Annotated in this window: 13 protein-coding genes; 4 read left to right on the forward strand and 9 right to left on the reverse strand. The window is 28.4% G+C overall.

The window, feature by feature from the left end:
- Nucleotides 1-111 precede the first annotated feature (111 nt).
- Both QM495_RS03295 and QM495_RS03300 read right to left on the reverse strand, forming a co-directional pair.
- Nucleotides 112-1242 (reverse strand): BPL-N domain-containing protein, encoded by a 1131-nt coding sequence (locus tag QM495_RS03295; protein WP_408670684.1) that lies wholly within the window; start codon nucleotides 1240-1242, stop codon nucleotides 112-114.
- Between the two features lie 9 nt (nucleotides 1243-1251).
- A complete protein-coding gene (locus QM495_RS03300) occupies nucleotides 1252-2496 on the reverse strand; it encodes a hypothetical protein (protein ID WP_408670685.1) in 1245 nt (414 codons plus the stop codon).
- 209 nt (nucleotides 2497-2705) lie between these two features.
- On the opposite strand from QM495_RS03300, the gene QM495_RS03305 reads away from it, so the two are divergent.
- Nucleotides 2706-5405 carry a prolyl oligopeptidase family serine peptidase gene (locus QM495_RS03305; protein ID WP_408670686.1) on the forward strand — a complete coding sequence of 900 codons (2700 nt, stop codon included), beginning with the start codon at nucleotides 2706-2708 and terminating at the stop codon, nucleotides 5403-5405.
- Nucleotides 5406-5470: 65 nt separating this feature from the next.
- Here QM495_RS03305 and QM495_RS03310 read toward each other — a convergent pair whose 3' ends face one another.
- Nucleotides 5471-6667, reverse strand: coding sequence for a 6-phosphofructokinase (locus tag QM495_RS03310; protein ID WP_408670687.1), 1197 nt, complete (start codon nucleotides 6665-6667; stop codon nucleotides 5471-5473).
- A 78-nt stretch (nucleotides 6668-6745) separates the two neighbouring features.
- Between QM495_RS03310 and QM495_RS03315 the strand changes: the two genes are divergently transcribed.
- The gene (locus QM495_RS03315; protein ID WP_408670688.1) at nucleotides 6746-7222 is read left to right on the forward strand and encodes a hypothetical protein; all 477 of its coding nucleotides are present in this window, start codon (nucleotides 6746-6748) and stop codon (nucleotides 7220-7222) included.
- A 27-nt stretch (nucleotides 7223-7249) separates the two neighbouring features.
- On the opposite strand, the gene QM495_RS03320 is transcribed toward QM495_RS03315, so the two are convergent.
- The 3 genes from QM495_RS03320 to QM495_RS03330 all read right to left on the reverse strand — a co-directional run bounded on the left by QM495_RS03320 (nucleotide 7250) and on the right by QM495_RS03330 (nucleotide 12087).
- Entirely contained in the window at nucleotides 7250-10045 is a 2796-nt protein-coding gene (locus QM495_RS03320) for an alpha/beta hydrolase family protein (RefSeq protein ID WP_408670689.1), read from the reverse strand.
- Between the two features lie 345 nt (nucleotides 10046-10390).
- A complete protein-coding gene (locus QM495_RS03325; RefSeq protein WP_408670690.1) occupies nucleotides 10391-11509 on the reverse strand; it encodes a DEAD/DEAH box helicase in 1119 nt (372 codons plus the stop codon).
- A gap of 137 nt (nucleotides 11510-11646) precedes the next feature.
- The gene (locus tag QM495_RS03330; RefSeq protein WP_408670691.1) at nucleotides 11647-12087 is read right to left on the reverse strand and encodes a cold-shock protein; all 441 of its coding nucleotides are present in this window, start codon (nucleotides 12085-12087) and stop codon (nucleotides 11647-11649) included.
- Between the two features lie 404 nt (nucleotides 12088-12491).
- Between QM495_RS03330 and QM495_RS03335 the strand changes: the two genes are divergently transcribed.
- Nucleotides 12492-12923 (forward strand): hypothetical protein, encoded by a 432-nt coding sequence (locus QM495_RS03335; protein ID WP_408670692.1) that lies wholly within the window; start codon nucleotides 12492-12494, stop codon nucleotides 12921-12923.
- Between the two features lie 82 nt (nucleotides 12924-13005).
- On the forward strand, nucleotides 13006-14238 hold the full coding sequence (locus tag QM495_RS03340) for a glycosyltransferase (RefSeq protein ID WP_408670693.1): 1233 nt from the start codon (nucleotides 13006-13008) through the stop codon (nucleotides 14236-14238).
- On the opposite strand, the gene QM495_RS03345 is transcribed toward QM495_RS03340, so the two are convergent.
- From QM495_RS03345 to QM495_RS03355, 3 genes are all read right to left on the reverse strand, one after another.
- A complete protein-coding gene (locus QM495_RS03345; protein ID WP_408670694.1) occupies nucleotides 14239-14643 on the reverse strand; it encodes an acyl-CoA thioesterase in 405 nt (134 codons plus the stop codon).
- 542 nt (nucleotides 14644-15185) lie between these two features.
- On the reverse strand, nucleotides 15186-15683 hold the full coding sequence (locus QM495_RS03350; RefSeq protein ID WP_408670695.1) for a CAP domain-containing protein: 498 nt from the start codon (nucleotides 15681-15683) through the stop codon (nucleotides 15186-15188).
- A 33-nt stretch (nucleotides 15684-15716) separates the two neighbouring features.
- Nucleotides 15717-15974: a hypothetical protein gene (locus QM495_RS03355; RefSeq protein ID WP_408670696.1), complete on the reverse strand. Its 258-nt coding sequence runs from the start codon at nucleotides 15972-15974 to the stop codon at nucleotides 15717-15719.
- Nucleotides 15975-16230 lie beyond the last annotated feature (256 nt).

Raw genomic sequence — 16230 nt, forward strand, 5'->3', positions numbered from 1 at the left:
CTTATTATAATCACATCAAAAACATAAAGGAACTTAAAAAATTAGCTTATTACCTTCAATAATTAATTTAACAAGTTCCTTTATAATTTCTATTAAAAACTATACTTATTTCTATTTCAGAAATGCTATGGTTTCTTTCAAAATTGTTTTTGTAAGTGAATCCTTTTCTATTTTTAATGCAATTTCTAAATCTTGTATTGCATACGAATATTCTGTTTGCTTCAACATTTTTGCTGCAAACTGTCTAGTTTCTGGGTTTACACTACGTAACAGTCCAATATTCCATCGTACTGCTGGTCTTGACCGGTATGAATATAGTGTTTTTATTGCTTGTACTTGTTCTTGAGGGTTTTCACTAAATAAAAGCCAAAACTGTTTTTTCTCTTCTTTTTTAAGAGCTTTATCAAAAATTATTGCTTTGTTATTAATTTGAGGTCTAATCCATTTTTGATTATAACTCACCAACTCACTTCCACATACCCAACGTGCCATTCGTGGTACCATCCAACGCATTCCTGGTGTCGATTCTGTATGCCCCGCAATTAAAAATACTTTTCCTTTCCCTTTCTTTTGTTGAAGTATAAATGTTTTTCCAGGGGTTATTCCTTCAGGAGCAAAATCATCAGGATGAATGTCTGTTACATATTTCCCTAATTCTTCAAACTGAAATTCAGCGGAGTCATTTTTTACTAAAACTGGCCCGTCATAATATTGAGCAAAAAGACGCTTATTTTCTAATTCTGGAAAAACTTTGAATCCTGCTGCTGTTAATTCAAATTCAACCAAACCACGACCTCTATTATAATGTGCTCTATCAATATGAATTGAACTTGCTAATTTTAAGTTCGGATACCCTACTGTTGACGATAACAAATAAGCTCCTGCACAAATACCAATCACTCCTTTCCCTTCTTTTTCAACAAAAGCTGTTACTATTTCTTGCCCTTTTTCTCCAAGGCTTAATAATTGCTTACTTCCACTTCCTCCAGGAAAAATTAGGGCATCAAATTTACTTAATGTACCTTCTTGAATTTCAGAGGCACTTAATGCCATAGCTTCAATACCTTTATCTATTTTTAAAGCTTCAATGGTTTCAATTACCGAAACTGCACCTGCTCCATCTCCACTAAAAACAGCAATTTTTAATTTTTCTAGATTTTCATACGATTTATTATTGCTCTTTTTTTCATTTTGACATGCAAAAAGAGAAAGCATGATAACTATCATAACAGAAATTCTCATAATACTATTTTAATTTAAATCAATTTCAAATTCTTTGTTGAACATTTTTAATACTAATATATTAAGCTCATCATAATATTCTTTTAGTGCTGACCTTTTCATTCCATTAAATCTCCATAAGTCTAATTTATCATTAGTCATTTTAAAAATTTTATTTTCATAAGGTTGAATTTTTTGGTAAATACCTGTATTATCTTTGTTTATAAAAGCATTCATATTCACATAATATTTAGCGGCCCATTTTCCCCATCTAATTGGAAAAAATTCTTTTTTCAGTTCTAATGCCGCAAAACAAATTGGAGAATCATTAAATTTATCATTTCTTTTTAATACGCTTGGAAAATCATTTCCCCCTTTAACCCAAGTAGGTATAACTACTGATGTTAGTGGAAACCCTACAACAGACCATAAGGTTGTAAATTCTGGGTTTTCACCTTTTTTTACGCCTTGAACAACACAAGCTGAAGCTGTACTTTTACGAGGAATAAAATCTTGGAAAAATGAATAGGTAGGTGTATTTTTAGGTATTTCAATGTAATCTCTATACAAATCTTCTTTAGTTAACGAGTGTTTTAAACTACGTGTTACATCTTGAATTATAAATTGTGCATCAAAAGTATTAGTTGACATTGCATTATAAAAAAGTTCGTTTGTTGTATTATAACGAAGATAGCCGCTGCTTTCTTCACCAAAACTTCCCATAAAAGAATAATTAGCTCTAATAATGTAGCCAAATGGAGCTACTTTAGCATCATTTGCATCAAATTTCACATATCCCTTGTTATTTACCTCGTACATTGCCGCTCCACCTTGCGCATCAATAACACCAAAATTTCCTTCTAACCGTGTTGGAATTGGTAAACTATCTAAATAATTTTCAAAATCTTGAATAGTTGAACAAGTAGCTAATGCTTCCTTAATAATTCTACCTTCCAAACCACTAAGTTTTGTATCATCTCCTATATTTAAATTATAAGAAGCTGAATTCATAATAGCAAAACCCATACTATTTTGACCAATCCAAACGCTTTTTCCATGAATATCATGAGAATTCACTAATCCCATATAGTTATATTTTCCATCATCAAAAAATACAATTTGATTATTAATAGCCGGTGTATCACGGTTTTTCCATAGTAATGGTCGACCATCTCTAGTGTATTTTCCAGAAATTACAGCAATTGTGCAAGCATTTGTTTGATAGTTGAGTAAAAAAATAATTAGTGCAAATAAAATTGTTTTTAAATGTTTCATATTAAATTATTAAAAAATTAACTAAAAACAGAACTTCTAGTCAAAAAATTAGAGAGACTAAAAGTATTTTAATAAACCCAGAAAACAAAAAAAATAAAGTACTTATTTAAAATTTAATAGTAATATGTATCTAGAAAAAACAGTCTAGAAAATTCACTAAATAAATTTATCTTTACAAAAGATATTATTTATAAAAAACAATACTTCATATGAAAACCAACCCATACATTTTTACCATTATTTTAGCATTATTTCTTAATTTCTCAATACAGTCACAAGAAAAAGATAAAACACGTTGGACTCCAGAAGATATTATAAATACTGAATCTATGCGTTCTGTCTCAATTTCCCCTAACGGAAACATGATAGTTTGGACTAAAAATAAAGCTTCAAAAGAAAAAGATAAGTTTGTTTCTAATATTTTTTTAACACGATTAGATGTATTTGAAAATGGCGTATTTAAAACCATACAATTAACGTATTCAGATGAGAGAGACTATAGTCCTCTTTTTTCAAAAAATGGAGAAGATATCTATTTTTTATCTTCGAGAGAAAAAGGTAAAAAATTATGGAAATTGAGTATTTATGGTGGAGAAGCTAAAAAAGTAAATGAATTTAAAAACGGAATTTCAAACCTAAGTTGGCAAAATAAAAACAACTTACTATTTCAATCTAATGAAGGACAAACATTACATGAAAAGGAATTAAAAGATGCAAAAGATAATGTTATAGTAGTAGAAGATTCCCTTCATTGGAAACCAAGCCGAGTTTATGCTTATAACATTAAAACAAAAGTAATTAAACGTATTACTAATAATAAAAAACCATTAAGCGGATACACTATTTCTAATGATGGAAAATGGATGGTTTATAGAATGAATAGAAGCCGTAGCTATGCGTCTGATGCGCTTAAAGACCCCTTTAATTATCTTTTAAATATGACATCTGGAGAAGTAAAACAAATTATTACTGATAGAGATTTCCCATCGGGTTCATTTAAATTTAGCGCAGATAATAACGGCTTTTATTTTACTTCAGGATATTCCTCAGACCCTAAATGGAATGGTGCTGGTATTACTGAACTCTATTATTATACTTTAGCTACAAATTCATATAAAAAAGTAAATTTAAAATGGAATTTAGGTATTGGTCGTGGATACCATGTTATTGGAAATGATGTAGTTGTAACCTTAGCAAATAAAGTATATTACAAATTAGCTTATTATAAAAAAAATGGAGGTTCTTGGTCTAAAACTAACATTTCTTTAGGTGAGAAGGACAATCATACTACTTTATTAAGTGTATCTGATAATGGTTCAAAAGTAATTTATCAATACTCAACTGCATCAAAATTACCAACATTTTATATTGCAGATATTTCAAAAAAGAAATTTATAAACGAAAAAGAAGTTGTTAAATTAAATAATAAACTCTCTAAAAAAACAATTACAAAAAGTGAAGTTTTAGTATGGAAAGGTTATAAAAATGAAGAAGTTACAGGAATATTATATTATCCTGAGAACTACAAAAGTGGAAAACGTTATCCTTTAATTTTATCAATTCACGGAGGTCCTTCCGGAACAGACACAGATACTTGGAGTGAACGCTGGAGCACTTATCCTAATATTTTAGCACAGCGTGGAGCTTTTGTATTAAAGCCTAACTACCATGGTTCTTCAAATCACGGTTTATCGTTTGTAGAAAGTATAAAAGGTAATTATTATGAACCTGAATTGGAGGATATTACCAAAGCAATTAATCTTTTAGATGAAAAAGGAATGATTGATAGAAATATGCTAGGCACTATGGGCTGGTCTAACGGTGCAATTATTACAACTATGCTAACGGTACGTTATCCAGATATGTTCAAATTTGCAGCTCCGGGTGCAGGTGATGTGAACTGGACATCTGATTATGGAACATGTAGATTTGGAGTTAGTTTTGATCAATCTTATTTTGGTGGTGCACCTTGGGATGATATGAATGGAAAATTTTATAATGAAAATTATATCTTGAAATCACCATTATTCGAAATTGAGAAAATAAAAACACCTACCATTATTTTCCACGGAAGTGAAGATAGATCTGTACCTCGTGACCAAGGTTGGGAATATTATCGTGGTTTACAGCAAGTTGGAAAAGCTCCTGTACGTTTTTTATGGTTTCCAGGACAGCCACACGGTTTAGGTAAAATTACACATCAATTACGTAAAATGAAGGAAGAATTAGCGTGGATTGACACGTATCTTTTTAACAAACCTTCAACTAAAAATGAAGCTTTCAAAAAAGAGAGTCCAATATCAAAATTGCTAGCTCTTGAAAAAACTGCAATTACCACAAATGGCTTGTTTGGTGTACTTTCAAATGAAAAATTAATTCCTGAAACTGTTTTAGTAAAAAAAGATTCTATCGAAATTGGTCGTTTTGAAATTACCAATGCACAATTTAAAGCTTATAAACCTGAATTTAATTATACTACCGGTTTAGAAAATTATCCGATAATCACTACAGAAATTGAAGCTAAAAATTATGTAAAATGGCTCAGTGAACTTACTGAAGCATCGTATAGATTGCCAAACATTAAAGAAGCAAAAGCCTTACAAAAACAAGCATTTAAAGTCGCTTCAAAAGAAAATACCTTAAATTATTGGGCAGGATATAAAATTACAATTGATGAAATTGAACAGTTTAAACGTAAATTAAACGAAGTAAAAACTCATTTATTTAAAAGAGTAGGAAAATTTAAAAGCACCAAAGTAGGAAACGCTGAGATTTATGACTTAGGGGGAAATGTTGCTGAATATTATTCCAAAGGAATTTATGGCTATAGTGCTTATGATTATTTTGATGAATCTAATGCTGAAATGATTCAAAGTAACCACGTTGGAATTCGTGTAATTAAAGAATAAAAATTAGCTTTTTATAATTTTAAAAACAGGATAAACTTTTAAAAATTTATCCTGTTTTTTTTAGATTACTCGCTGGTCATTATAAACAATGGATTCATTTCAAAACTGTTATAATTAGGGCATAATCTATCTATATTATAGAATTTTTCAATATTTACAACTTTAGACTCTCCTATAACAACATCAATAGGAACATTATCATATCTACCATTTTTAAGCACCACTAATCTTCCGTGAATTCCTTTTAAAATTAAATCCAATGCAAGATTTCCATACGCCATTGGTACAATAGAATCAATTGCATCAGGATCTCCGCCTCGTACTAGATATCCCAATTTTTGATTAATTACATTCACTCTTTTACCATTATTGTATGTTGGTGATAATTCTTTCAAGCGCTGTGAAACTAATTCACCAATACCACCTAATTTTGCATGTCCAAATTGATCTTTTTCACTATCCTTAAAAACCATCTCTCCTCCTTCAAACATGGCTCCTTCAGAAACTAATACAACAGAATATTTACTTGGATTATCATATCTATCTTCATTTAATCTTTCGGCTAAAATATCAATATTAAATTTATATTCAGGAATTACACATCTATTTGCGGCACCAGCCATTGTTGGTAACATTGCTGTAAAACCTGCATATCTTCCAAACACTTCTAATACCAAAAAACGTTCGTGTGAACCTGCTGAAGTTCTCAATGTGTTGGTCATATTAATAGTTCTAGTAATACAAGTACTAAACCCAATACAATAATCAGTTCCTGGCACATCATTATCCATAGTTTTTGGTATTGCAACTACCTTAACGCCTTCTTGATATAAACGAACACCATAACTTAATGTATCGTCTCCACCAATAGGAATTAAATAATCAATACCTAAATAATTTAAATTGCTCAACACCACTTTTGTCATGTCATTAAATTCATCTTGATATTCATCTTTTAGATGTTCTGGAACACTCTCTTTTGGTAAATGACTTGGACGTGTTCTTGAGCTATGCAAAAATGTTCCTCCTGTTCTACCTGTTTTATTTACAATGATTTGAGTTAATTCAACAAAATTATTATCGTTATCAGCTTTTGGATCTTGAATCAGTTCAACAATACCAGCCCATCCACGCCTTAAACCTATAACTCTATACCCTTCACGAATTGCTCTAATTGTAATTGCTCTAATTGCAGGATTTAATCCTGGAACATCTCCTCCACCTGTTAATATTGCGATGGTTCCTTTCACTTTTTTTGCCATAGTTTATATATAAATTTGAATCCATTAAATTACAAAAAAATCATCATTTAGATCCAACTTTTTTTCTAAATTGTACTTATGAAAGCTGTAACCGTAAAAGAACTAAAAACTGAACTTATAAATTCTTCGCAAAGTGAATTGATTGAACTTTGTCTTCGACTATCAAAATTTAAAAAAGAAAATAAGGAACTTTTAACATATCTTTTATTTGAATCATCATACGAAGAAGGTTTTATTGTTAGTGTTAAACAAGAAATTGATGAACAATTTGAATTAGTAAATACCAAAACCTACTATTTTATTAAAAAAAGTGTTCGCAAAATTTTAAGAACTATCAAAAAATACATTCGATATTCTAAAAATAAAGAGACTGAGGTTGAACTCCTCCTCTATTTTTGTCAGAAATTAGTTCATTTTAAACCTTCAATTCAAAATAATACCGTGCTCAAAAATATTTATATTCGTGAAAAAATAAGTATTCAAAAAAAGCTTTTAACGCTTCATGAAGATTTGCAGTACGATTATAATTCAGCGTTGGAAAAATTAAATTATTAAATTCTTATTTGTCAAAAAATTTCATGATTAATCTTGAATTAACTCGTAATGTTGATTGATTCCTTTTTCAATAGCAGGAACTCCACTTTCCATCCAAACAGGTTTCTGAGCACCTTTTAAGTAATAATCGAAAAATTGAGCCATTCTTATGTTGAAATCTTTTCTATTTTGCATTTTTAATGGCCAATGTGGTTCACCATTATAATTTAACAGCCAAGATGGTTTTTGCAGTCTTCTTAAAGCTGTAAAAAACTCAATTCCCTGATACCAAGGCACGTGACCATCGGCATCATTGTGCATAATTAATAAAGGTGTGTTTATTTTATCAATACTAAAAATTGGAGAATTTTCAATATATCGTGCAGGGTATTCCCAAGGAGTACCACCTATCCTACTTTGTGTATGTTCGTATTGAAATTGTCTACTCAATCCTGTCCACCATCGAATTCCTCCATACGCACTAATCATATTTACCACTGGCGCACCCGTTTCTGCTGCTTTAAAAATATTAGTTCTTGTAACCAAATAAGCAATTTGATAAGCACCCCAACTATGACCTTGAACTCCAATATTATTTTTATCTACAAAACCTTTATCAATAAGTGCTGTAATTCCTGGAATTACACTATTATATGCACTTTCTCCAGGATAGCCATTTCTGTAAACAACATCAGGATTAAAAATTAAATACCCCCTACTTGCATAAAAACTATAATTAATTGTTGAACGCCCTGGTGAAGGTGCTTTATGACTAAATAATCTATCTGAACTCTTTTCATAGAAATTAACAATCATTGGATATTTTTTTGTTGGATCAAAATTTTCAGGTTTTACAAGCATTCCCGTTAATTCAATTCCATCTAAAGAAGTCCAATTTACCAATTCTACAGTTCCCCAATTATACTCACTTTGTTGTGGATTTGCATCACTTAACTGAGACTTCTTTTTAAAATTTAAGTCAGAAATAATAATATTTGGGAACTCTTCAAAAGATTGCTTTGTAAAAATTACACGATTATTTTTTGTTGCCTTTTTTGGATTTGAATATCTAAAAGGACCTGTTACTAATTGTTTTCCTCTATTATTTTTAGGATTGAACTCATAATAACCTGCATTTTTATTTGAATTAATAAACGTAGAAAATAACCACTTTTTATTTGATGGTAAAAATAGTTCTTCATCATCTAATTTTAAATAACGGTATCTCGTTTTATTTTCTCTTCCTTTTGTAAGTCGTTTACTTGAACCATTATCAGGATTAAAACTCCAGATATCATATCTATCATACAAAATTATAGCTGCATCATTTTCTGTCCAACCAGCTGTTCCATAAGAACTTGGATGTCTAGGAGAATCATTTGTTTCATCATAAAAAACCTTACCTTTGGTAAGTTCAGTGTATTTTTTAGTTGTCACTGAATACGCAAACCAAGTACTATCAACTGAATTATATCCATAAGCATAATTTCCCTTAGGACTGAATTGTACACGACCTGTTATATTTTTTAAAGCTTCAATTGTTTCACCAGTATTTGTATTTATAAGTGCATAATCACGCGCTGAACTCCCTTTCCACTGACTTGCTAATTGATATGGTAAATTTGTATTTACTAACGCATAGGTGCTATTTCCTTCATTACCTAATATTCCATTTGGATACTGAGTTGTAGCCAATTGAACTAATTTATTATCGTTATTTATTTGAATATCAGTTAAATAAGATTTTTTTCTATCATTTTTAACTTGTAATTCTTGAACTGTGTATAATCTAGGTTCATTATATGTCCACACTTCAACATTTACAATTTCTTCATCCAATAAAGTTGTATCTTTTACTATTGGAGGTTTGGCCAATCCAAAAAATAATTTAGTTTCATCCTTAGAAAAACTAATTTTCCCATCTGATGAAACTCGATAGGTTTTAGGCGCAGAAACTGCATTTACTAACATCGTAGCTTTTTCTTTTCCTTTGTTCCATACGTACAACTCATTTGGTCTAACTTGTACTTTGGTTGTGTCTGCATCGACTATAAAACCTAAGTTTTTACCAGAATCACTAAAATTTAATTGATAATATTTTGCTTTTTTTGAAGTGTAAACTTGAGTAAGTAGATTACTTTCAATATCTAATACATAAACTCCTGCTTTAAATGTAGAATCCTTTCCAGTTGTTGTGAAAGCAAGTTGTTTAGCTTCTTTTGCAAAAGTGTAATCTAAAACAAACTTAAAAGTATCTTGCTTTACACTATTCAAATCTTTCACTACCAAATGATAGCCATTATCTTTTCCTACTTTCTTCGTTTTATTCTTCTTTGTTTTTTTCTTAGGCACTGTAATTGATGTGTCTTTTTCCTTTTTAACAGCTGACACATCGTCCAAAAGATATGCAATATATCCCGACCATTTTTTAGGATTTTTGTATGATTTTACATTCCCAATTTTAACCAAATATTTGTCCTCAATATTAAAAATTGCTAAGGTATCTTTTGGTAATTTATTTTTTTTAACTTTTTTACGTTTTAGCTCCTTTATACTATCTTTCCAAGGTTTAATTGTAAATAATGCATACTTAGAATTAAATGTAAATTGCCCTTTCTCACTTCTTTCATGTTCGAAAATTAAATTGGTTTTTGCATCTTTTATTTTAAGATGACTGTCTTTTTCACCTTTTACAAGTGAATACATTACAAAATTACCATCATTTGTGATTGTTTGATTTTTTATTGAATTCCATAGTTCAAAATCTTTGTGGTCTAATACTTTTTTTTGAGAAAAAACCGTTAAAGAAATTAAAATTAAAATTGAGGTAAAAATTATTCTCATAATTATTGGTTATTTGATTGATTTTAATCTTTTTATTTTTTTGAAGAAATTTCTTTTTTATCTTCTGTTTTATAGGTAGTTATAATTAAAAAACTTAATAAAAAGATTGTGTGTGTTTTAATTATATATTACCAACTTATTAAGTTAAACTCTTCCTTTTTGTTAAATAAATATACTAATTTAAAAGTAAGCTATCGTTTAACCTAAATGTGTTAATAATTTGATAAAATTATTAGAACCTCTTAGTTTAGAGTAATTCTAAATTTAAATATGAAACAAAAAAAACTGATAATTCATTATTTAAAATGAATTATCAGTTAAAATTAAATGGTGTTATTATCTTAATTAAATAGTTACTTCTATAAATTTAATATGTAGCTCTTTCTGAATTTCATAAATTTTTTGTTGTTCACCAGGAATAACAAGCGCCAACGAAAAACCTCTTTTACCTGCTCTTGCTGTTCTTCCACTTCTATGTGTATAATATTCTAATTGTTCTGGTAATTGATGATGTATAATAAATGCTAAATTATTAACGTCTATACCACGAGCAGCAACATCAGTAGAAATTAACACTTGTAAACTTTCATTTTTAAAAGCACGCATTACCTTATCACGGTCTCGTTGTTGCATATCACCTTCTAAAGCTGCAACAGAAAATCCTTCCTCTTTTAAGAAGTTAGATAAGCTTTGTGCACCTAATTTTGTTCTACAAAAAATAATACCTCTTTCATTTCTTCTTTTTTCTAATATTTTAATTATCAGTTCTGGTTTTTCTTTTATGGTAGTTTTAATATATTGATGTGTAATATTAGCATTTACAATATTTTTTTTATCAACTTGAATAACTGGTGCATTGGTTTGAATATATGTTTTAACAATACGCTTAATTTCATCAGACATTGTTGCTGAGAATAACCAAGTATGCCTTTTCCCACTAGTATATTTTAATATCCGGTTTAAATCTTGTTTAAAACCCATATTTAACATTTCATCAGCTTCATCTAGCACCAAAGTTTCAATGTTTTTTAAATTTATTTCACCTCTTTCAATTAAATCTATAAGTCTTCCAGGAGTTGCAACTACTATATGCGTAGTTCTTTTTAACGATTTAATTTGTTTATCTATTTTCTCTCCACCATACACACCTTCTACAAATATTTTTTCACTACTATATTTAGTGAATTTAAATAATTGTTTTTTTATTTGTTGCACTAACTCTCTTGTTGGAGCTAAAATTAAAGCTTGAATTTGAGGCTTATTAATATCAATATAATGTAAAATTGGAAGACCAAAGGCCGCCGTTTTTCCTGTTCCAGTTTGTGCTAAACCGATAATATCTGTTTTTGATTTTAAGAGTTTAGAAATTATTTTTACTTGAATTTCTGTAGGAGACTTTATGCCAAGCTCTTTTAATGCTTGTACATATTCTTTATGAATTCCTAAATCTAAAAATGTAGCCATACTTTATATTTATAAAATGCAAATGTACTTGTATTTGCAAGGGTTTACTATCTATTAGTAAAATTGTTAGCTTCTAATAACATAAAAAAGCTACTTTATTTAAGTAGCTTTTTATTCTAATATGATAAATTTATATATTATTTCTTTTTTACTTTAACAGCATTCATACCTTTTAAACCGCGTTCTAATTCAAAAGTAACTTTATCATTCTCTTTAATTTCGTCAATTAATCCACTAACGTGAACAAAGTGTTTTTCTTGAGAAATACTATCTATAATAAAACCAAAGCCTTTTGAAGTATCAAAGAAAGAAACTTTACCAGTTTTTTCTTTAATTTCTTCTTCTCTATCCTCTTTTTTAGGAACACCAATTTCTATTGTAGAAGCATCAACCTTTATTTTCTTAGTAGGGTCTGGCGGAGTGTCAGTAAGTTGTCCAAATTCATCAACATAAATAAACTCGTTAACTTGTCCACTTGCAGCTTTACGCTCCTCTTTTTTGAGTAATTTATCTTTTTTTTTCTTTAAACGCTTCTTTTCTCTTTCTTTTTTACCAAAGGTTTCTTGTGATCCTGCCATTAAATATTAAATATTAATTATTTTTAATTTAAACTATTATTTTCTATATAGTAAAGGTTGTTAATTTATGCGAAATGAGAGACTATTATTCAAATCAAAAAAACAACAAGTTTTTGTATGAATTTATGATAGTAATATAAATTCTCTAAAACTTTTTTGCAAATATAACATTTCAAATTTAATTTTCTGAAACTATTCTATTAAAATCGTTATTTTAAACTATTTAAGATTCATCAAAGCCGATTAAAATCGGATTTCTATTCATACAATATTCATTATAACATAACTTATTTACAAACAAATTTGTAACTCTAAAAATTACTGTATTTGCATACATATAAATATTTAACTAATTTGTGATAATAAATTTAATACTTACAATTTACTAACTAAAACCTTAAACTATGACAAATTCAACCAACAAACCAACACCTACTTTTTGGATTATAGGGATTACAACATTAATTTGGAATATTATGGGGGTATCCGCATATTTAAGTCAAGCTTATATGACTGATGCAATTTTAAAAGCATTGCCAAAAGCAGATCAAATGTATTATAGTAATGTTCCAGCATGGGTAACAGCTGCATTTGCTATTGCTGTTTTTGCTGGAACTTTAGGTTGTATTATTCTATTATTTAGAAAAAAATGGGCGCTGTTTTTATTTATTTTATCATTAATAGCAGTTCTTGTACAATTTGTTTACAACTTTTTCATACAAGATTATATGGAAATTTCACTGATAAATTTAATTATGTTAATTATGGTGATAGGAATAGCTGTATTTTTAATTTGGTATTCAAAAAAATCTAAGGAAAATGGTTGGATTTCTTAATTCTATACTTATCTGATATTATAAACCTGAGTTTTGAATTCAGGTTTTTTTATGCAATTAACTTTAGTACTTTTGAAATACGATGAAAAACCTTTTAATTATTGGATTTGTTTGGCCAGAACCAACAACAACAGCAGCTGGTAGCAGAATAATTCAACTAATCGAATTATTTCAAAAAAATAATTATAACATTACTTTTGTTTGTACTGCGTCAAAAACATTAAACTCATTTCATCTTGAAACATTAAATATTAGCACATTTGAAATTCAATTAAACAATTCAAATTTTGATAATTTTATTAGAAATTTAAATCCAGATCTAGTATTATTTGATCGCTTTTTAACTGAAGAACAATTTGGTTGGAGAGTTGCTGAAACTTGTCCTGAAGCAATTAGAATTCTAGATTCTGAAGATTTACATTTTTTACGTAATGCAAGGCAAAATGCATTTAAAAATAACGAAGAACTTTCACAAAAATTATTAATCAATGATATAACAAAAAGAGAATTGGCTAGTATTTATCGTAGCGATTTAACGCTTATTATTTCAAAGTATGAACTTAAATTATTAAAAAATACTTTTAAAATTGATTCATCTCTTTTACAATATGTTCCTTTTTTGCTTGAAACCATTAACAAAGAAGTATTTAATTCACTACCAACATTTCAAGAACGAAAACATTTTATGACTATTGGGAATTTTAAACACGAACCCAATTGGAATTCAGTTCAATATTTAAAAACCAAAATATGGCCATTAATCCAACAACAACTTCCAAATGCCAAAATGTTAATTTATGGTGCTTATGCAACTGAAAAAGTCCAACAATTACATAATAAAAAGGAAGGTTTTCTTATTAAAGGATGGGCTGAAAGTACTCATAAAGTTTATACAAAATCTAGAATTTGCTTAGCTCCTCTTCAATTTGGAGCAGGAATAAAAGGTAAACTAATTGATGCTATGAAATTTGGAACTCCAAGTGTCACAACAAGTATTGGCGCAGAAGCAATGCACAAGAATTTACCTTGGAATGGATTTATTGAAAATAACCCTTTAAAATTTGCTGCAAGAGCAATTGAATTATATTCAAATCAGAAACTATGGGAAACTGCTCAGCAAAATGGTACAGAAATTATTAATAAATGTTATTCTAAAGAAAAGTATGGAAAAAAACTAATTAAAAAAGTTGAGTTAATTAAAAAAAATTATACAAAACACAAATTAAATAACATCACTGGAGCTTTACTAATGCATCACACGTTAAAAAGCACAAAATATATGTCTAAGTGGATCGAAGAAAAAAATAAGAAATAATCAATTGTTTTTTGCCTCAAGAATTTCTAGAATATTTAATGGAATTCTTATTGGTTTCATTGTTTTTTTATCTAACAAACACCAAATAGTTTTAGCTTTAGCTAGTAATTTATCTTCTTTAAATATATCAACAAAACGCTCAGACTTTACACCATAAGAATCTCCAATCCAAGTATTTACCGTAATAGTATCATTTAGTTTTGCGGATATAAAATAATCTATTTCATGTCTTAAAACTACCCAAACAATTTGTGCTTCTAAGTTAGAATTAGTTATAAATTCCCAATGCTTTTCAGCTGCCATTTGAACCCATTCGATATAGCGAATATTATTAACATGGTTTAAGTTATCAATATCCTCTTTTCGTACTTTTAAAACAAAAGAAAATTTATTTGTTTTTTTCATTAAATTATAAACTAATATATATCAGCTAGTTAAAAGAAATATTTTTTTAAATGCTAAAAAGTTAAATTTATTTGATAAATAGTTGGAATTATAAATGTTATAAATTAAATTTACAAAACCTAAAAAAGTTCAAGAATATTTAATCTTTTAACTTTATTTTTTAAATATGGATAAAAGATTTACAGTCGTGATAAATTGAGTTACAAGAAATTATCGTGGGGACGACAGTTTTTTTCAAGTATATTACGGCTGTTTTATGAGAAAAAATTTATACAGTTGTAAAACATAATACTTATTATACTACCGTTGTGGGGACGACAATTATAAGGTTTTTTGCAACTGTTTTTTTTCACAATAAAGGGAACGACAGTTTTTCTAACAGCTATAAGTTAATGCAACAATTTGTTGGTATAATTAATTTCCCAAATTTATTTTTAAATTGAAATTTAGGAATTAATGTATTAATATAAATCTTACTCGATACTATTTTTATTTTTTTTACTGGCATTTTTTCAACTAAAATCATCACTATATATTTTTAATTATTTCTTAATAAACATTTGAGTAAAGTAAAATCTACCTTCGCTATTTTTTTCAATAGAAATTCCAAAATGAGTGTAGCTTTCATTTTCTATAATTGCTCTATGTTCACTACTATTTAACCAGGCATTTACTACACCTTTAGCACTATTAAATCCATAAGCTACATTTTCGCCTACTGATTTTGCGTTAGCTTTTAATACTAAATTCTCTTGTCTTTGAGGAAATCCGTCGTGATTTACTTGATCGGTTTCTACCATATATTCTGTATGAGAATATGCCACAGATGAGATATAGCTTAAACTTTCTAAAGATTGTAATCCTAAACTAAGTCTATGGTTGTTAACTAAATCTAGAATCTCTAATTCCATTACAGAGTATTCTACTTTAACGTCCTTTATTTCACTAAAATAGATTCCATCATCTTCTTTAGAACAAGAAGTTAAAACTGAAAACGATAAAGCTAATATTACTACTAATTTAATATTTGAAATTTTCATGCTAGTTGGGGTTTAATATTTGGGATTTTTATATTAAAATACAGCCGCAAGTATTATCTTTTTATTTACCGTTGTGGGAAGGGTAGCTTTAATGATAATTTTTTTGCGGCTGATTTTAATTATACTATTAATTTTATGGTGTTTAATACATAAATATTTATAACCTACTAAAACTAAAGTATATAAGCGTTTCAAAATTGTAGTTTTTTGAATGTTACATTGAAACTCAATGCTATTATAAATAGCATAAAAAGGAAGAATTATTAATTGCCTTAATAATTTTGCACTCATAATCTTGGGGTTTCGGGGTTAATTTATTTATTATAATTTTTAAAATAAGAGGTAGAAACAAAGTTCTTACTAACCATCTAACTATGTAAAAGCACTTTTCGGACTGCTTTTTAAGTATGTGACTACAGTGAGTCTACCTCTATAGATTGATTTATTTTATAAATTCTTACTAATTAATCTAATCTTACTTTCACTTTACTAATACTTATGGGTAATAAGTACTTTGTTAAGTAATTTAATTGGGGTTGATTTATTT

The sequence above is a fragment of the Lutibacter sp. genome, assembly GCF_046055765.1.
GTDB lineage: Bacteria > Bacteroidota > Bacteroidia > Flavobacteriales > Flavobacteriaceae > Lutibacter.